At 70.4% G+C, this 17,204-nt stretch carries 15 protein-coding genes; 1 reads left to right on the top strand and 14 read right to left on the bottom strand.

Annotated elements, in window-relative coordinates; translation table 11 throughout:
• Window positions 1–67 precede the first annotated feature (67 nt).
• Window positions 68–682 carry a pyridoxamine 5'-phosphate oxidase family protein gene (locus ACAZ03_RS06415; protein WP_373356584.1) on the bottom strand — a complete coding sequence of 205 codons (615 nt, stop codon included), beginning with the start codon at window positions 680–682 and terminating at the stop codon, window positions 68–70.
• Window positions 683–889: 207 nt separating this feature from the next.
• Between ACAZ03_RS06415 and ACAZ03_RS06410 the strand changes: the two genes are divergently transcribed.
• Window positions 890–1,783, top strand: a complete 894-nt coding sequence (locus tag ACAZ03_RS06410) for a LysR substrate-binding domain-containing protein (protein WP_373356583.1) — start codon at window positions 890–892, stop codon at window positions 1,781–1,783.
• On the opposite strand, the gene ACAZ03_RS06405 is transcribed toward ACAZ03_RS06410, so the two are convergent.
• From ACAZ03_RS06405 to ACAZ03_RS06345, 13 genes are all read right to left on the bottom strand, one after another.
• Window positions 1,780–2,997, bottom strand: a complete 1,218-nt coding sequence (locus tag ACAZ03_RS06405) for a CaiB/BaiF CoA transferase family protein (RefSeq protein WP_373356582.1) — start codon at window positions 2,995–2,997, stop codon at window positions 1,780–1,782. The two genes, ACAZ03_RS06410 and ACAZ03_RS06405, sit on opposite strands and share 4 nt — an antisense overlap.
• A gap of 117 nt (window positions 2,998–3,114) precedes the next feature.
• Complete coding sequence (locus ACAZ03_RS06400) at window positions 3,115–4,470, bottom strand: NAD(P)/FAD-dependent oxidoreductase (RefSeq protein WP_373356581.1); 1,356 nt, start codon at window positions 4,468–4,470, stop codon at window positions 3,115–3,117.
• A complete protein-coding gene (locus ACAZ03_RS06395) occupies window positions 4,467–5,645 on the bottom strand; it encodes an amidohydrolase (protein WP_373356580.1) in 1,179 nt (392 codons plus the stop codon). Before ACAZ03_RS06395 ends, ACAZ03_RS06400 begins: the two co-directional genes overlap by 4 nt.
• 32 nt (window positions 5,646–5,677) lie before the next feature.
• Window positions 5,678–6,859 carry an NAD(P)/FAD-dependent oxidoreductase gene (locus ACAZ03_RS06390; RefSeq protein ID WP_373356579.1) on the bottom strand — a complete coding sequence of 394 codons (1,182 nt, stop codon included), beginning with the start codon at window positions 6,857–6,859 and terminating at the stop codon, window positions 5,678–5,680.
• A gap of 8 nt (window positions 6,860–6,867) precedes the next feature.
• On the bottom strand, window positions 6,868–8,484 hold the full coding sequence (locus ACAZ03_RS06385; RefSeq protein ID WP_373356578.1) for an FAD-dependent oxidoreductase: 1,617 nt from the start codon (window positions 8,482–8,484) through the stop codon (window positions 6,868–6,870).
• Window positions 8,485–8,595: 111 nt separating this feature from the next.
• Window positions 8,596–9,252 (bottom strand): dimethylsulfonioproprionate lyase family protein, encoded by a 657-nt coding sequence (locus ACAZ03_RS06380; RefSeq protein ID WP_373356577.1) that lies wholly within the window; start codon window positions 9,250–9,252, stop codon window positions 8,596–8,598.
• Entirely contained in the window at window positions 9,249–10,067 is an 819-nt protein-coding gene (locus ACAZ03_RS06375; protein ID WP_373356576.1) for an ABC transporter ATP-binding protein, read from the bottom strand. Before ACAZ03_RS06375 ends, ACAZ03_RS06380 begins: the two co-directional genes overlap by 4 nt.
• Window positions 10,055–10,882, bottom strand: a complete 828-nt coding sequence (locus ACAZ03_RS06370) for an ABC transporter ATP-binding protein (protein WP_373356575.1) — start codon at window positions 10,880–10,882, stop codon at window positions 10,055–10,057. The genes ACAZ03_RS06375 and ACAZ03_RS06370 overlap by 13 nt, the downstream gene beginning before the upstream one ends.
• A gap of 4 nt (window positions 10,883–10,886) precedes the next feature.
• Window positions 10,887–11,813, bottom strand: a complete 927-nt coding sequence (locus ACAZ03_RS06365; protein ID WP_373356574.1) for an ABC transporter permease — start codon at window positions 11,811–11,813, stop codon at window positions 10,887–10,889.
• Window positions 11,814–11,817: 4 nt separating this feature from the next.
• Entirely contained in the window at window positions 11,818–12,879 is a 1,062-nt protein-coding gene (locus tag ACAZ03_RS06360; RefSeq protein WP_373357055.1) for an ABC transporter permease, read from the bottom strand.
• Window positions 12,880–12,884: 5 nt separating this feature from the next.
• A complete protein-coding gene (locus tag ACAZ03_RS06355) occupies window positions 12,885–14,483 on the bottom strand; it encodes an ABC transporter substrate-binding protein (protein ID WP_373356573.1) in 1,599 nt (532 codons plus the stop codon).
• A gap of 169 nt (window positions 14,484–14,652) precedes the next feature.
• The gene (locus ACAZ03_RS06350) at window positions 14,653–15,420 is read right to left on the bottom strand and encodes an SDR family NAD(P)-dependent oxidoreductase (protein ID WP_373356572.1); all 768 of its coding nucleotides are present in this window, start codon (window positions 15,418–15,420) and stop codon (window positions 14,653–14,655) included.
• 68 nt (window positions 15,421–15,488) lie between these two features.
• Complete coding sequence (locus tag ACAZ03_RS06345) at window positions 15,489–17,042, bottom strand: aldehyde dehydrogenase (protein WP_373356570.1); 1,554 nt, start codon at window positions 17,040–17,042, stop codon at window positions 15,489–15,491.
• Window positions 17,043–17,204 lie beyond the last annotated feature (162 nt).

The raw sequence follows: 17,204 nt of genomic DNA, 5'->3' as shown, positions 1-17,204 counted from the left end.
GTGTTGAGCCCCGGGGTCGGACCCGCCGCCTGCCCCGGCGTGGGCGCGCCGGCCGCCCCCGCCCCGCTCACCAGAGCGACTTTCGGTAGCTGTCGGCCAGCGACGCATCGAGCGCATCGGCACTCTCGGCGAGCGCCATCTGGTCGCGCAGGATCTCGCCCAAAGTGGGCAGCTCGCTGCGGTCGGGCCAGGTCTCGGGCTTCCACAGGCCCGAGCGGATGAAGCACTTGGCGCAATGCATGAAGACCTCGCGCACCTTCACCACCGCCACCGACAGCGCCGGGCGCCCGTTCATGCCGAGCTCCTCGCAGAGCCCCTCGTCGAAGGTCAGCCGCGCCTCGCCATTGATGCGCAGCGTCTCCTGCATGCCGGGCACGAGCGCGATCATCCCCACCGAGGGGTTGGCGATGATGTTCTCCCAGGTGTCGAGCCGCCTGTTGCCGGGCCGGTCGGGGATCGCCAGCGTCTGCGCGTCGAGCACCTTCACGAAGCCGGGCGCATCGCCCTTCGGCGTCACATCCGCCCGGCCATCCGGCGATTGCGAGCCGATCAGCACGAAGGGGCTGCGCGCCAGGAAGGCGCGGGAATGATCGTCGATCATGGGCAGCACCTTGCGCACCGCCCCCTCGCCCGGCGCGCCGTAGCGCGCGCGAAGCTGCTCGACCGTCTCGACGAATTCCATGACCCGCTCCTGCATATCGCTTGTCCGGCGCGCTTCCGGCGGCGCCCGGCTGAGCCCCTTGCGACGCAAGACTGACTGGCAAAAACCCATTCGTCCAATATACAGTGGCTGCAAAATTGATAACCACGACGGATCAATCAGCCAAAGGACGGGGACGGGATGGCAGGCGGGCGACGCAACACTCGGCATCTGCTCGAGCTTCGGCACATGCGCTATTTTCTGGCGGTGGCCGAGCAGCTCAATTTCGGCCGGGCCGCAGAGCAGCTCGGCATTGCGCAACCGAACCTGTCGCAGCAGATCAAGGCGCTGGAAGAGATCGTCGGCGCGCAGCTCTTCAATCGCACCCAACGCCACGTGAAGCTGACGGCGGCGGGCGAGCTGTTTTCGCAGGAGGCGCGCGCCGCGCTCGACCATGCCGGCGCGGCGCTGGCCAAGGCGCAGCGGGCCGGGCGCGGCGAGCTGGGGCGCATCGCCGTCGGCTATGTCGGCTCGGCCAGCTACACCGGCGCGCTGATCGACATCCTGTCCGCCTTTCGCGAAAGCTATCCCGATGTCGAGATCGACCTGCACGAGCTCGAAATGCAGGAGCAGCTCCCCCGGATCGCCGCGGGCACGCTCGACATCGGGTTCATCCGCCCGCCGGTCGAGATGCCGCTGGGCGTGGGGGCCTCGCTGATCCTGCGCGAAGAGCTGGTGCTCGCCCTGCCGGAACGGCACCCGCGCGCCGAAGGCGAGACGGTCGCCCTTGCCGATCTGCGGGGAGAGAGCTTTCTCACCCCCCACCACGGCGCCGGCGTGAGCTTCACGCAATACACGCGGCAGGCCTGCGAGGCGGCCGGGTTCAGCCCGACCTTCGGGCGGCAGGCTGCCGATTTCGTGACGATCCTGTCGCTCGTCGGCATCGGCTTCGGCGTGGCGCTCGTGCCCGCGAGCTGCCAGGTGCTGCGCCTTCCGGGCGTGCGCTACCTGCAGCTTGCCGGGGCCGAGGTGCGCGCCAGCCTGTCGCTGGCCTCGCGGCGGTCGGAGCCCTCGCCGCTGGTGCATGCCTTCCTGCAGCAAGGCGCGCTCTATCGCGCCGAGCACCGCCGGAAGACGGACTAGCGGTCGGCGGCAGCGCTCTTTGCCTCCTGCAGCGGCTCGCCGATCACGCCTGCCTTGAAGAGCGCCTCGATCTCGTCGGGCGACCGCGAGATTTCGCCGAGGATCTCGCGGCTCTGGGCGCCGAGCCGGGGCGCGGGACCCCGGGGCACAGGCGCGGTGACGCTCCAGCTCGAGGGCGGCTTCATCGTCACCACCGGGCCCTCGCTCGGATGGGTCTCGCGCTTAAAGAAGCCCACCGCCTCCAGATGCGGATCCGCCCGCAGAGAGGCGATGGAATGCAGCGGCTTGTGGGGGATATCCGTGCCCGCGAGCAGCGCCAGCCACTCGGCCGTGTCCCGCAGCGCCAGCGCCTCGGCGAGGGCCGCGTTGACCGCCGGCCCCTCCCCCTCGCGGATGGCGCGCGCGGGCGCCTCGGCGCCGGCGACGGAGCCGAGCAGGTTGGCGAAGTCGCGCCGGTTCGCGGGGGTGTAGAGCAGGCAGCACAGCCAGCCGTCGCGCGTGCGAAAGGGCGCGCGCGAAGCCGTCATCAGCCGCGCATAGCCGCCGCCGTCGAGCGGCGGCTCGAAGCTCAGCCCGCCCAGATGGTCGCCGAGGACGAGGCTCGCCATCGTCTCGAACATCGGCACGTCGATGCGCTGGCCCTCGCCCGTCTTCGCCCGATGCAGCAGCCCCGCAAGGATGGCGTTGCCGGCATAGAGCCCGACCATCCGGTCGGCGATGTTCACCGGCACATAGCGCGGCTCGCCGCCCGAGGCCTCGGCGATCAGCGTGGGGATCGCGGCGAGCCCCTGCACCAGATCGTCATAGGCCGGGTCCTGCGCATAGGGGCCATCCTGCCCGTAGCCGAAGGCGCCGACATAAAGGATGTCGGGCCGCCGGGCCTTTACGGCCTCGTATCCCAGCCCCAGCCGGGTCATGGCGCCGGGGCGAATGTTGTAGACGAGCACGTCGGCACTGGCGGCAAGATCGAGCGCGATCTGCAGCCCCTCGGGGCGCTTGAGGTCGACCGCGATCGAGCGTTTCGAGCGATTGGCGTGGAGGAACAGCCCGCCCATCTCGCCCGAGCGCGAGGGGCCGACGCGGCGGATGACATCGCCGGCCAGCGGCTCCAGCTTGATGACCTCGGCGCCGAGATCTCCCAGGATCGTCGTCGCGAGCGGCCCCATCAGGACGGAGGTCATATCCAGAATGCGAATGCCCGCCAGCGGCCCCATGACCATCCCCCCTCACCAAGATGAGCGGATCATGCCGGGCGGAAATTGATACGTCCAATATGGCGCCACATCAGAATTGATATGTGCAACATCGAGAATGACCTGCCCCCGCGGGGCTCAGAGCGCGGGCCCCAGCCGCAGCTTCGAGCCGTCGGTGAAGCGCGAGAAGCGGAAGCGCGACATGTCGTGCCCCGGCGGCCTGCCGCAGATCATGTCGGCAACGATGCGCCCGAAGCCGGGCCCGATGCCGAAGCCGTGGGCGCTCATGCCCGTCGCCACCGTCAGGCCGGGGATGGCGGCCACATGGTCGACCACGGGCACGATATCGGGCATCGCGTCGATCATCCCGGCCCAGCTTCGCTTGAAGCGGATCGGGCCGAGCTGCGGATAGAGCTGCGAGAACCCCGCCGCCATGGCGCGGAGGCGCGCGGGCTGCGGAGCGGGGTCGAGCACGCGCATGCGCTCGAACGGGCTGACCGCATCGGCCTCCCACTGGCGCGGCGTCCGCCAGGCGTCGGGATAGCCCCCGGGCGCGGCGGCGGCATAGCCGATGCCGAAGGGATTGGCCCGCAGCGCCGGCAGGTAGCGCCGCGCGTGGCGCAGCGCGTCGGGCCCCAGGAGCAGCCGCGCCAGCCCGCCCGGCGCCAGCGTGTAGCCGCCATCCTGCCGGCGACGAAAGGCGATGTGCTCGTCGGTCGCGGCGCCGTCGTGCACAAGGTCGAGCGGCACGGTCGCGCCCGCGGTCGCCTGCACCGTCAATTGCGGGATCGATACGCCATGCGCCCTGAGGAACAGCGACGACCAGGCGCCACCGGCGACGAGCACGGCGCTTGTCCGGATGAACCCCTGCTCGGTCCAGAGGCCCGTGACGCGGCCCGCCGAGATGTCGATCTTGCGCGCGGCGCAGCCCTCCACCAGTGTGGCGCCTTCGCGGGCGGCCAGCCGCGCGAGGGCCGGCACGGCCAGCCATGGCTCGGCCCGCATGTCGCTCTCGGTCGTGATCGCGCCGAGAAAGCGGCGCGACATGCCCGGCATGAACCGCGCCGTCTCGGCGGCGTCTCGCAGCTTTGTCTCGATGCCGTGTTCGCTGGCCAACGCGGCGAACTCCTCGAAATCCGCCAGCTCGCGCGGCTTGCGCGCCAGATAGGTGATCGGGCTCTGGCGCAGGCCGATGTCTTCGCCGCAATCCTCGGCCAGCGCGCGCCAGAGCCGCCGCGCCTCGAGCGCGATCGGCAGCTCGTCCGCGTCGCGGCCCTGGGTGCGGATCCAGCCCCAGTTGCGCGAGGATTGCTCGCCCGCCACGCGCCCCTTCTCGACCAGCGTCACCTGCTGCCCGGCCCGCGCGAGGTAGAGCGCCGTGCAGACGCCGATGATCCCGCCGCCCACGATCACCACATCGGCTGCCTCGGGCAGCGACGAGACGAACTGCGCCTTCTGCGCCATCGAGAACGGGAAGATGGGATCGGCGCTCATGACCGCTCCAGGCAGGCCGCCAGGGTGGCGCTGAACAGGCGCACGCCCTGGTCGATCAGCTCGTCGCGAAAGTCGTAGCGCGGCGTGTGAACCGCCGGCCAGTCCGGGCCGGAGCCGAGGAAGACCATCGCCCCCTTCGCGCCGGCGAGGGCGAACTCTCCAAAGTCTTCGGAGGCGACCGACAGGGCGGACCTGTCCGTGCGGGCAATGCCGACGCGGGCGATGGCCTCGGCGAGCACTTCGGTCGCCTCGGGATCGTTCACCGAGGCGTGGAACACGTCGTCATAGCCATGCGCGGCCACGAGCCCGTGGCGGGCAGCGGCCCGGGCGAGGAGGGTCTCGGCCTCATCCATCAGCGCGGCCATGTCCTCGTCCCGCACCGTGCGCAGGGTGGCCAGGATGCGCGCCTCGCCGGGGGCGACGCCGTAGCTGGCGGCGCCCATCGAGGCGTGGGTGATCGTGACCATGCGAAAGCCCGGCGCCAGCTCGCCGCCGGTGCCCAGCGCGTGGAGCGCCGGCATCAGCTCGCTGATCGCCGGCATCGGCGAGACGCCGTCGGTCGGCTTGGAGGCATGGGCCGTGCTGCCCGTCAGCCGCATCCACATGCCGCGCGAGGCGCAATTGGCGGGGCCGGCGATCAGCTTGCAGGCGCCGAAGGGCACGTCGGGGGCGTTGTGCAGCGAAAAGGCCCAGTCGGGCCTGATCTCTGCATAGCGCGGATCGGCCACCACGGCGCGGGCGCCGGCGCCGGTCTCTTCGGCCGGCTGGAACATCAGCACCACGCGGCCGGCGGTCGGCCGGGCCCGGGACAGGACCCGCGCCAGCCCGACGAGGATCGTCGAATGCCCGTCATGGCCGCAGAGATGCGCCTTGCCGGTGACGGTCGAGCGATGCGTGACCTCGCCGAGCTCTTCGATCGGCAGTGCATCGAGTTCGGCGCGAAAGAGGATCGTCGGACCCGGCGCACCGCTGTCGAAGATCGCCGCGACGCCGTGGCCGCCCATGCCGGTCAACACCTCATCGGGCGCGGTCGGCGCCAGCATCTGGCAGACGCGCTCGGCGGTCGCCGCCTCCTCTCCCGACAGCTCGGGATGGCGGTGCAGCTCGTGGCGAAAGGCCGTCAGCTCGCGCAAATCGGTCTCGCTGAGGGGCGGCAGGGTCAAGGTGTTGGTCATGGGTCGGCCTTGGTGGAAGCTGCGGGGGCGCCTCAGGCGGCGCCTTGAATGAGCGGGGTCCAGCCCTGCATCTCGCGCCAGTCGGGCTCGAGCCGGTCGAACCGCGCCAGGCGGAAGGTCGACAGGTCGGCAAAGCTGCAGGTCCCGTCGATCACCAGATCGCGGATCGCGTGGCCGCTGGCCGGCGACAGGCCGAAGCCGACGCTCGACATGGTGGCCACCAGCGCATTGTCGCAGCCGGGCAGCCAGTCGATCACCGGGGCGCCGTCGGGCGTGTTCTCGATCTTGCCGGCCCAGGAGCGGATGATGCGCAGATGCGCCGCCTTGGGCAGGATCTCCATCAGCCGCCGGCCGATATGCGCCATCAGCGGGCTGGAGGGCGGGCCGGGGCGCGGCGCCTCCCCCGGTTCGGGATCGCCGAGCCATTCGTGCATGCCGCCGCCATAGGCGAGGTTGCCGCGCAGCGTCTGGCGCCCGTAGAGCCCGTTTCCGTCGACGCCGGTCAGGGGCATGAGCGGGGCGGGCTCGGTCACGATCATCTCGGCGCGCGCCGTCACCATCGGCACGCTCGCGCCCAGCATGGCCGCAAGCGCGCCCGTCTGCGGGCCGGCGGCGATCACGACCTTCTGGCAGGAGATCTCGCCGCGGCTGGTCTGCACGGCCCGCACCTGGCCCCCCTCGACGACGAAACCGGTGACCCGGCAATGCTGCGCGATGCGCCCGCCGTGATCCTGCAGCGCCCAGGCATAGCCCTGCGCCGTGCGATGCGGGTTGGCGTGGCCGCCGACGTCATAGAAATAGCCGCCATGGGCCGCGTCGCCGGCCAGGGGCGCCAGCTCGCGGATCTGGGCGGCGTCGAGCTGTTCGCAGGCGTAGCCGAGCCGGCGCATCGTCGGCTGCGAGGTCCCGTAGAGCGCCATCTGCGCGTCATCCGTGGCGATGCGCAGCCGCCCCCGGCAGAATTCGGTCGGGTGGCCGAGGAGCTCGTCCATCATCGGCCAGAGCCGCTGCTCTTCCTTGAAGAGCGGCGACTGGAAATGAGTGCATCCTCCGCCGTTGCGCCCCGAGGCGCCGAAGGCGACGAGCCCCGCCTCGAGCACCATGACGTCGACGCCCGATTGCGCCAGCCACCAGCCGGCGCTCAGCCCGGTGACCCCACCGCCGATGATGACCACATCGGCGCCGCGCGGGGTGTCTGGATCGTTGATCTGCATGGGGGTGCTCATTCGCTGTTGACCTGCGCGCCGCGTTCGCGCCCGGCGCTGGTGTAGTGCCCGGGGTGCTCCCACCAGGGGCGCCATTGCGAGGGGATGCCGAACCAGACCTCCCAATGGGCGCGCATCTCCTCGACCTCGGGGATCTGCGCGGCGATAGCGAGCGGCAGCGGGCGGACGGGGGCGCGGTAGCCGGCCAGCGGGATCTGCGCGAGGGTCTCGCCCGATTGCAGCGCCAGCAGTGCCGCAACCTGCTCGCGGCAGCGCCGGCCCTGGCAGGGGCCCATGCCGGCGCGGGTGAGCCGCTTGACCTGGTCGGGGTTGGGCGGTCCCTCGCCCAGCAGCCGGGCGAGCGAGCGCTCGTCATTCGTGCCCTCAGGCGGTGCCCAGCCGAGGTAGCGCGGCGGGCGCAGCTCGAGGATCTCGCGGGCCGTCACCTCCTCGCATTGGCAGACATGGGCGCCGCAGGGCGCGTCGATGACGGCGGCGCGCATCCAGGCGGTGCGATAGGCCGAAAGATCCAGCGCCGGCGGGCCGGGCAGCTCGGGCTCGGGCAGGCTCGGCGCCGCGCGGCCGGTCTCTGTGAGGATCGCGGCGGCGGCGCGGGCACCCTCGGCCTCGGCAATGGCGCGGTCAGCGGATTTTTTCGGCCAGATCCCGGCGCAATCGCCGACGGCATGCACGGAGGCGACGCTGGTGCGCCCGCTCGGCCCGAGGAGCGGCGCGTAGCCGCCGCGCTCGGCCTGAAACGCCAGGTCGCAGCCCATCGCGCCGAGGAGGTCGACCACCGGCGTCACGCCGACGCCGAGGATCACGCCGTCGCAGGCGATCTCGCGCACCGCGCCGCCCGCGACGGGCGCCGCGGTCAGGCCGGTCACGGCCTCGCCGCCCGCCACGCCGCGCGGGACATGGCCGCAGAGCATCTCGCCGCCCGTCGAGGACAGGAGCGACGCGACCTCCGCCGCCAGCGCCGGCGGGCCGACGGGGGCGCTCGCCTGCTCGACGATGGCGGCGATCTCGACACCGCAGGCCATGAGCTCGCGCGCCGCCAGAAGCGCCTCGGCGCCCGTGCCGATCAGCACCACGCGCCGGGGCGCCAGAGCCTGATAGCGCCGCGCCAGCGTGACGGCGGCGGTGGCCCCCATGACGCCGGGCCTCTCCCAGCCGGGGAAGGCCAGCCCCATGTCGCGCCGCCCGCTGGCGACGATCACGTGATCGGCGCCGAGCATCCAGCCCTGCGCCCCGTCGGTCAGCCCGGCCACGGCGCCGGGCAGCCAGCGCATCTCGGGCCCGTTGGCGTAGAGCCCCCAGGCCGCCACACCGAGCCGCAGATCGACGCCAGCCTCGAAGGCGCGCTCGATCAGCGGCTCGCTCTCGATGATCGCCTCGAGCATGGCGGCGGAATTGCGCGCCACGCCCGACGCGCCTTGGCCGAAATGCAGCGGCACGTCATCGCCCATGACCTCGAAGGGCACCGGGTTCTCGTCGACCAGCACCACCTGCATGCCGGCCTCGGCGGCGGTGATCGCGGCGCTCAGCCCGGCGGGCCCTGCGCCGATGACCAGAAGCTCGGCACGCTCGGCAAGCGTGAGGCGGGCGCTGGCGACGGATTTTTCGTCTTTCATGGTCTCGCTCCGGGGGGTGTCTTGGTCTTCCGGGCGGGCGCTGCCGGGCGCCCTGCCCTATGGTCTTTGCCGGGGTCTTCGCCGGGGTCTTCGCCAGCCGCCGGACCGCTCTCAGCCCGCCGCATCGCCGGGATCATGAGGGGTATCGTGACGGGGATCGTGCAGCACCCAGACCGCCAGCATCGGCGCATCGGGCGCCGCCTCGAGCGCATGGGTGATGTGCGGCGTGTTGTGCATCATGCTGCCGGGGGAGGTCTCTTGCCAGGGCGCGTCGCCGTGCCGGGCGCGGCCCGGCGTGAGGAAGAGGTAGACCTCCTCCGGCGCATGGGAATGCTCGGGATAAGCGGCGCCCGGCGGCAGCAGCGACACGCCGAGCCACACGTCGCGCCGCGCCTCCAGCCCGCCGGGGCCGATGACCATGGCATTGGCGATCCGGCCCGGCAGATCCTCCGGCGCGGGGTCCGCGCCGCCGCGCATCCGCCAGGTCAGCGAGGCATCGAGCGCCAAAAGCCCATCGGCGAGGGCCACCAGCGCCCCGCCGCCGTCCCGGGCCTGCGCGAGCGCCGCCGCGAGATAGGCGCCGGTCGGCGTGCTCTGCGGCTCCGGCGCGATCGTGCCCGTGGCGCCTGCGAGCCCCGCCTCGACGCGGGCCAGGCAGCCCAGGACCGCCGCATCGTCGCTGGCCTCGCGCATCGCCTCGAGGCAGGCGGAGAGGACGGCGCTGAGCGCCTCGGGCCGCGCTTGCGGAGAGGAGGCGGCGGGGCTCATAGCGCGCGCCGGGCGATCTCGCCCGGTCCCGCACCGAAGGTCGGCTCTGCGCCGGCGGGCTCGCCATGCGCCTCGGCCAGATCGAGAGACAGATCGCGCAGCGCCGCCGTGTGCGGGCTTTGCACGCGGCCGGCGCGCAGGTCGTCGGACGAAACGGTCTCGACGATCTCGCCGTTCACCATGACCGCGAGGCTCTGGCAAAGGTGCGTCACCACCGCGAGGTTGTGGCCCACCATCAGGTAGGTCAGGCCCCGCGCCTCGCGCAGATCGGCAAGGAGGTTGAGCACCTCGGCCTGCACCGAGACATCGAGCGCCGAGGTCGGCTCGTCGAGCAGCAGCACCTCGGGCTCCGAGATCAGCGCCCGGGCGATCGCCACCCGCTGGCGCTGCCCGCCCGAGAGCTGGTGCGGATAGCGAAAGCGCATCCCCGCCGGCAGCGACACCTCATCCAGCGCGCGGGCGATGCGCCTGTCGATCTCGTCGAAGCCATGCACGATCAGCGGCTCGCTGAGGATGCGGTCGATGGTCTGGCGGGGATGGAGCGAGGCGTAGGGGTCCTGAAACACCATCTGCAGCCGGCGGAAGAAGGCGCGCTCGCGCCGGGGCGTCAGATCCGCCCCGTCCACGCGCATGGTGCCCGACCAGTCGCTGTTGAGCCCGGCCAGCGCGCGCAGCACGCTCGACTTGCCCGAGCCGCTTTCGCCGACCAGCCCGAAGGCCGAGCCGCGCGCGACCTCGAAACTGACGCCCCGCACGGCCTCGACAGAGCCGAAGTGCACACGCAGATCCTGCACATCGACCATCACGCCAGCCATGAGGCCTCCCTTTGCATCACATTGAGCCGCGCCGTGGGGTGGGTCAGCGACGGCAGGCAACTCAGCAGCCCCCGCGTATAGCCATGCCGCGCCTGGCCAAGCTCGCCGGCGCGCAGCTCCTCGACCACCCGGCCGGCATACATCACCAGCACGCGGTCGCAGAAATGCGAGACCAGCGGCAGGTCATGGCTGATCAGCAGAAGCCCCATGCCCCGCTCGGAGGCGATCTGGTCGATGAGCCGCATGATCTCGGCCTGCACCGTGGCGTCGAGCGCCGAGGTCGGCTCGTCGGCGATCAGGAACTCCGGGTCGGGCGCGAGCATCATGGCGATCATCACGCGCTGGCCCATCCCGCCCGACAATTCGTGCGGATAGGCGCGCGCGACGCGGCCCGGCTCGCGGATCTGCACCTGCTCGAGGAGGTTCTCGGCCGCCTCCATCGCCGCGCGGCGCGAGCCGCCGCGATGGGCGCGCCAGCTCTCGGCAATCTGGGCGCCGGCAGTCATCACTGGGTTCAGCGAATGCTTGGGGTCCTGCAGGATCAGCCCGGCGCGCTTGCCGCGGATGCGGCGCATGGCACGCTCGCGCGTGGCGAGAATGTCGATCCCGTCGAAGCTGAGCTCATCGGCGGTCATCCGCGCCCGTGAGGGCAGCAATTGCAGGATCGAGCGCGCGGTGAGTGACTTGCCCGAGCCGCTCTCGCCCACGATGCCGACCTTCTCGCGCCCGATGGTGAAGCTGACGCCCCGCACCGCCTCGACCGCGCCATGCGGCGTGTCGAAGCTGACGCGCAGGTTCTTGACGGTGATGCTCATCGTCTCACTCCTGCTTGGGGTCGAGCACGTCGCGCAGACCGTCGCCCAGAAGGTTGAACGCCAGCGACGCCAGCAGGATCGCGACGCCGGGGATGGTCGGCACCCACCACTGGCTCAGGATGAACCCGCTGGTCGAGGCGATCATCGTGCCCCATTCGGGCATCGGGGGCTGCGCGCCCATGCCCAGAAAGCCGAGCCCCGCGGCCGTGAGGATGATGCCCGAGATGTCGAGCGCCACGCGCACGATCATCGAGGGCAGGCAGAGCGGCGCGACATGCCGCAGGATGATGCGCAGGCGCCCAGCCCCCGTCAGGCGGACGGCATTGATGAAATCGCTCTCGCGGATGGTCAGCGTCTCGGCGCGCGCCAGCCGTGCCAGCGGCGGCCAGGCGGTGAGCGCGATGGCGATCACCGCGCTGGTGATCCCCGGTTGCAGCGCGGCCACGAAGGCCAGCGCCAAGACGAGCTTGGGAAAGGCCATGAACACGTCGGTCACGCGCATCAGAAGCGTATCGACCCAGCCGCCGACGAACCCGGCGAAGACGCCGACGGCAAGCCCGATGGGCGCCACCAGCACCACCACGGCCACGACCATGCCCAGCGTCACCTGCGTGCCATGGAGCACGCGGCTGTAGAGGTCGCGGCCGAGATCGTCCGTGCCCAGCCAGTTGGCGGCCGAGGGGGGCTGCAGGCGGTTTTCGAGATTGATCGCGCTCGGATCATGCGTGGCCAGCAGCGGCGCGAAGAGCGCGGCAAGGATCAGCGCCAGCACGGTGACGAGCCCGATCATCGCCAGAGTATTGGCGCGAAACTGCAGCCAGCGCCGATAGGCATTGCCCCAGGCGGCTTGGCGGCGGCTCTGCGGCGTCTGGCTCAGCAGCCAGGCGCGGCGGCCTTCGGGGGCGTCTTGCAGGGGGGCGGCATGGGTCATCTCGTCACCTCGCGCGCGGGTCGAGCAGGCGCTGCGCCAGATCCGCCAGCAGGTTCAGCGTCACGTAGACGACGCCGATCACCAGCGTCGCGCCCAGCACGGCGTTCATGTCGGCATTGAGCAGCGATCGGGTCAGATAGAGCCCCAGACCGGGGCGCGAGAACACCGTCTCGGTCAGCACGGTGCCCTCCAGGAGGCTGGCGTAGATCACCGCCAGCACGGTGAAGAGCCGGCCGGCGACATTGCCCAGCCCGTGGCGCCACAGGATGCGGGTCTTAGACAGGCCCTTGGCGCGGGCGGTCACGATGTATTCGCCGCTCAGCGCCTCGAGCATGAAGGCGCGGGTCATGCGCACGATCATCGAGAGGGTGATGAACGCCAGCAGGATCGCCGGCATCGCCAGGTAGGAGAGCGCGTCCCAGAACGCGCCCCATTGCCCGTCGAGCGCGGCATCGACGGTGATCATGCCGGTGCGATGCGGCACCATGCCCTGATAGATGATGCCCTGCGCGCCGGTGCCCGGGGCGATGCCGAGCTGGGCGTAGAAGACAAGCAGGCAGATCAGCGCCAGCACGAAGACCGGCACGGAATAGCCGAGGAGGCCGATAACCCGCATGGCATTGTCGAAGAACGAGTTCTGATGCGCGGCGGCGAGGATCCCCAGCGGGATGCCGAACAGCAATGCCAGGACCATCGCGCTTGTCGCCAGCTCGAGCGAGGCGGGGAAGAAGCGCATGATGTCCTGCGTGACGGGATCGCCCGTCATCACCGAGCGGCCGAGATCGCCCTGCAGCAGGTCGCGCAGGTAGATCCAGAACTGCACCAGCAAGGAGCGGTCGAGCCCCAGCGCCTCGCGGATGCGGGCCTCGACCTCGGGCGTCGCCTTGTCGCCCACGATGGCGAGCACCGGGTCGATCGGCATCGTGCGCCCGATGATGAAGGTCAGGATCGCCAGGCCGAACAGCGTGGCGAGCCCTCCCAGAAGCGTGGACGCGGCGCCACGGCCCCGGGCGGCCCAGCGCCCTGCGGCCCCCGGCCGGGCGGAGCGTTTTGGCGCCGCGTCCATCAGGCTCATGACTTGGTGATGCCCGCAAAGCGGTTGAGATAGGCCAGACCGCCCATGTGAAGCCCCGGCGTTTCTTCCCTGTGCACGGCGATGTCCCTCAGTTGCAGCAGCCATGAGACCGGCGCGCGGTCCATGAAGTCAATCTGCAGCTGCTCATACATCTCCATGCGCACGTCTTCATCCAGCTCCTTGCCCGCGGCATCGGCACGCGCGGCCATGTCGTCGTCGATGAAGTGGTTGCGCCAGGCCTGTGTCTTCAGCTCGCTGTCGTCGCTGTCGTCGGTGTTGATGCACCAGGTGCGGGCGTTGTAGTCGGGATCGTAGAGGTTCGTGGCCCAGTAGATCAGCACCAGCTCGTGCTCGCGGGCGCGATACTTGGTGATGACCTGCCCGGTTTCGGCGGCGATGAGCTGCACGTTCACGCCGATCTCGGCCATGTCCGACTGGATGGCCTGCGCGATATTCGCCCAGGGCCAGCTCGAGAAATGGTCCATCGTGATGTCGAACCCGTCGGGATAGCCCGCCTCGGCCAGCAGCGCGCGGGCGCGATCGCTGTCCTTGTAGAAGGTGCTCGGCGCCGCGCCGCGCACGTTCGACGGCAGGAAGCTCGCCTGCCAGACGTCCCAGATGCCGGGGGTGATGTTGTTGGCGATGGCCTCGCCGTCCACCGCCCATTTCAGCGCCTCGATCACCTTGGGATTGCTGAGGATCTCGTTCGCCTGGTTCATGCAGAGGTTCATCTGCGCCGTGGTCAGCGCACTGACCTCGACGAGATCGCTCTGCTCGCGCACGGCGGGAAGCTGGTCGGAGCCGAGGTTGCGGGCGATGTCGATGTCGTCCTGCTCGAGCAGCAGGAGCTGCGTGGCCGGATCGGCGACGTTGCGGATCAAGAGGCGCGGCACGTTGGGCTGCACCTCGGCGGTCGGGTTGGCGTCGAGGATGATCCTGTCGCCGGCCAGCCATTCTGTCAGCACGTAGGAGCCGGCGCCCGCCGAATGGGTGCGCAGCCACTGGTTGCCGTGGTCGCCGTCGACCTCGTGCTCGAGCACGGTCGCCTTGTCGACGACGCAGCCGCGCGGGCTGGCCAGCGTGTTGAGCACCGTGCCATGGGCGCGCACCTCGGGCATGTGGATCACGAAGGTCCGCTCGTCGCGCGCCTCGATGATCTCGTCGATCGCATCGAAGCTCCAGCCGAGCAGCGCGAAGTCGGAGGCGGGGTACTGCCCCAGCGCCATCAGCCGCCAGATCGACCAGCGCACATCCTCGGCCGTGACCGGGTTGCCGCTTTCAAAGACCACGCCTTCCTTCAGCGTGAAGAGGATCGACATGCCGTCCTCGGAGATCTCCCAGCTCTCGGCCAGATCGCCGATGTAGCGGGTGCCATCCTCGGGATCGAGCGTGACCAGCATGCGGTAGACGTTGCTGGTGATCTCGTAATCCGTGCCCACATAGGCCTCGGCCGGGTCGAACCCGTTGACGACATCGTCGATCGCCATGGCCATGACCACGATGTTTGCCGGCGTCTGGGCGCTCGCGATCCGGGCATAGCTCGGGATTGCGGCGCTCGCGGCTGCGGCGGTGAGGAAAGTGCGGCGTGACAGCATGGTCGTCCCCTTTGCTTGGCATCGACTGCGGCCCCCTGGGGCCTTGTTCCGTTTGGTCTCGGTCTTGCTCGTCAGGTGATCTTTCTCAGTCTTTTCTTATCATTGCGCGCTGGTCCTCATGGGAGGCGCGGCGGTCCGGGGCCCGGGCGCCTTGCGGCGCCCGCGCGTCTTACTTGCAGGTGAAGCCTCCATCGACCGGCAGTTCGATGCCCGTGACGAAGCCCGCGTCATCCGAAGCGAGCCAGAGCACGGCATGGGCGACCTCTTCGGCCCGGACGAGCCGCCCGAGCGGCACGCCGGAGACGTATTTGTCCTCCGCCGCCTTGGCCGCCTCGGCAGAGGCGCCGCGGCCGGTGAAGCCGATCTTCATCGGTGTCTCGGCCAGGCCGGGGCACACCACGTTCACCCGCACCTTGTCCGGCGCGAAGGTCTGGGCGAGCGACTTGGTCAGCCCCACAACCGCGAACTTGCAGCTCGAATAGACGGGCGACCACATCGAGCCGACCATCCCCGACACCGACGAGGTGAAGACGATGGCCCCGCCGCCGCGCTTGCGCATATGGGCGATGACCTCGCCGGCGCCGAGCGCGGCCGATTGCACGTTGAGCGCGAAGGCGAGCTGATACTCGGCCACGTCCAGCCCCTCGATCCCGCCCGGGCCGGGGATGCCGGCATGGGCCCAGAGGATGTCGACCCCGCCGAGCGCCTCGGCCGCCTCGTTGATCGAGCCGCGCACGCCCTCGGCAGTCGACAGATCGGCCTGAACCGTCGTCAGCCGGTCGCCCGCGCCGATCTCTGCGGCCATGGCGGCGAGCGCGCCGGCGTCGATGTCGACCGCGCAGACGCGCGCGCCCTCGGCGAGGAACAGCTCCACCCCTGCCCGCCCCATGCCGGAGGCCGCCGCGGTGATGATAGCTGTCTTGTTCTTCAGGCGCATTGGGGCCCTGTCCTTGTTTGCTGTGGGCGCGCTCGCCAGGCTGGCGGCGGCTGTATCGCTCGGCGCGCTCATGATGCGTAGGCGTCGGGGAAGACGCCGGTGGTGCTGATGACGGTGGCGCGCGTCTCGAGATAGGGCTCGAGCGCCTCCATGCCGTTCTCGCGGCCCCAACCGCTCGACTTGAAGCCGCCGTAGGGGATCGACCAGCGCAGGTAGCGATAGGTGTTCACCCAGACGACGCCCGCGCGGATGCGGGCGGCGGTGCGATGCGCCCGGCCGAGATCGCGCGTCCAGAGCCCGGCGGTCAGCCCGTAGGCGGTGTCATTGGCCAGCGCCACGGCCTCGTCTTCGCCATCGAAGGGGATGAGCGCGGCGACGGGCCCGAAGATCTCGTCGCGCGCGATGGCCATGTCGTTGGACACATCCGCAAAGACCGTCGGCTGCACGAAATAGCCCCCTTCCAGCCCCGCGACCTCGGCGGGGGCGCCGCCGGCGATCAGCCGGGCGCCCTCGTCATTGCCCTTGGCGATGTAGGAGAGCGTCTTGTCCATCTGCGCGCGGCTGGCCTGCGGGCCCATATGCGTCGCCTCGTCGAGCGGCCGCCCGACGCGCACCTTGGCGGCGCGGGCAGTAAAGGCCTCGGCCACCTGGTCATAGACCGAGCGCTCAACCAGCACCCGGCTGCCGAGCGCGCAGCTCTGCCCGCAGAGCGCCCAGGCCGAGCCCGTGGCGGCGTTGATCGCCTGATCGAGATCGGCATCGGCGAAGAGGATGTGCGGCGCCTTGCCGCCGAGCTCGAAGGTGAATTTCTTCAGCGTGTCGGCACCGCGCTTGAGGATCTCTTTCGCCGTCGCGCCTTCGCCGGTGAAGGTGATCTTGTCGACGCCGGGATGGGTGACGAGATGGTCGCCCGCCCCGTTCGCGCCATAGCCGGGCACGATGTTGACCACGCCGGGCGGAAAGCCGGCCTCCTCGAAGAGCGCCGCAAGCTCCAGCGAGGAGCAGGGCGTCTGCTCGGCCGGCTTGAGCACCACGGTGCAGCCGGCGGCCAGCGCGGGGCCGAGCTTCCAGCAGGCCGCCATCAGCGGCACGTTCCACGGCGTGATCGCCCCGACCACGCCGATGGGCAGACGCTCGGTATAGGCATGGACCGCGGAGTCGAGCGGGATGGTGCGCCCGCCCTGCTTGTCGGCCAGCGAAGCGAACCAGTGATAGGCGGTGTGATGGCCACCGGCATCGGCGCGACTCTCGCGCAGGGCGCGGCCGTTGTCGCGCGATTCCACCTTCGCCAGCTCCGGCGCGGCGCGCTGGTAGAGATCGGCGAAGCGGCGGAGGAGCGCGGCCCGCTCATGCGGCGCCATCCTGCCCCAGGGCCCCTCGAAGGCCGCGCGGGCGGCGGCCACGGCGCTGTCGATGTCGCGCGCCCCGCCATAGGCGACAATCGCCCAGGCGCGGCCGGTGGCGGGGTCGATGCTCTCCATCATGCCGCCGTCCTGCGGTGCGACCCAGGCGCCGCCGATATAGAGCCGCTCGTAGCGCTCGAGCCGCTCGCCGGATCCTGCCTTTGCCTGTTCGACGCCGCCGTCCACAACCGTCACCCGCTCATCCCTTGTGATGCACATTTATGAATTTCTAAGTCAGTATCCTGAACTCTGTCAACAGAGCTGAACGGATCTCCCTCAGGCGACGCGAGCCAATCCTAACAATGCAAGCCTGTTCTCGCGACTTCCACAAGGGGTGCCTAAGATTTACTCGTCAATATTCAGATTGTGAAATTCATCATC

Source organism: Pseudoroseicyclus sp. CXY001, from assembly GCF_041714655.1.
In the GTDB taxonomy this organism is placed as follows: Bacteria; Pseudomonadota; Alphaproteobacteria; order Rhodobacterales; family Rhodobacteraceae; genus Pseudoroseicyclus_A.
This window is presented reverse-complemented; position numbering and strand designations above follow the sequence as displayed.

Bases quoted from the DNA above. Each gene is read 5' to 3' on its own strand.
- ACAZ03_RS06415 (WP_373356584.1), bottom strand. From the start codon at position 682: ATGGAATTCGTCGAGACGGTCGAGCAGCTTCGCGCGCGCTACGGCGCG.
- ACAZ03_RS06410 (WP_373356583.1), top strand. From the start codon at position 890: ATGCGCTATTTTCTGGCGGTGGCCGAGCAGCTCAATTTCGGCCGGGCC.
- ACAZ03_RS06405 (WP_373356582.1), bottom strand. From the start codon at position 2,997: ATGGGGCCGCTGGCGGGCATTCGCATTCTGGATATGACCTCCGTCCTG.
- ACAZ03_RS06400 (WP_373356581.1), bottom strand. From the start codon at position 4,470: ATGAGCGCCGATCCCATCTTCCCGTTCTCGATGGCGCAGAAGGCGCAG.
- ACAZ03_RS06395 (WP_373356580.1), bottom strand. From the start codon at position 5,645: ATGACCAACACCTTGACCCTGCCGCCCCTCAGCGAGACCGATTTGCGC.
- ACAZ03_RS06390 (WP_373356579.1), bottom strand. From the start codon at position 6,859: ATGCAGATCAACGATCCAGACACCCCGCGCGGCGCCGATGTGGTCATC.
- ACAZ03_RS06385 (WP_373356578.1), bottom strand. From the start codon at position 8,484: ATGAAAGACGAAAAATCCGTCGCCAGCGCCCGCCTCACGCTTGCCGAG.
- ACAZ03_RS06380 (WP_373356577.1), bottom strand. From the start codon at position 9,252: ATGAGCCCCGCCGCCTCCTCTCCGCAAGCGCGGCCCGAGGCGCTCAGC.
- ACAZ03_RS06375 (WP_373356576.1), bottom strand. From the start codon at position 10,067: ATGGCTGGCGTGATGGTCGATGTGCAGGATCTGCGTGTGCACTTCGGC.
- ACAZ03_RS06370 (WP_373356575.1), bottom strand. From the start codon at position 10,882: ATGAGCATCACCGTCAAGAACCTGCGCGTCAGCTTCGACACGCCGCAT.
- ACAZ03_RS06365 (WP_373356574.1), bottom strand. From the start codon at position 11,813: ATGACCCATGCCGCCCCCCTGCAAGACGCCCCCGAAGGCCGCCGCGCC.
- ACAZ03_RS06360 (WP_373357055.1), bottom strand. From the start codon at position 12,879: ATGGACGCGGCGCCAAAACGCTCCGCCCGGCCGGGGGCCGCAGGGCGC.
- ACAZ03_RS06355 (WP_373356573.1), bottom strand. From the start codon at position 14,483: ATGCTGTCACGCCGCACTTTCCTCACCGCCGCAGCCGCGAGCGCCGCA.
- ACAZ03_RS06350 (WP_373356572.1), bottom strand. From the start codon at position 15,420: ATGCGCCTGAAGAACAAGACAGCTATCATCACCGCGGCGGCCTCCGGC.
- ACAZ03_RS06345 (WP_373356570.1), bottom strand. From the start codon at position 17,042: ATGTGCATCACAAGGGATGAGCGGGTGACGGTTGTGGACGGCGGCGTC.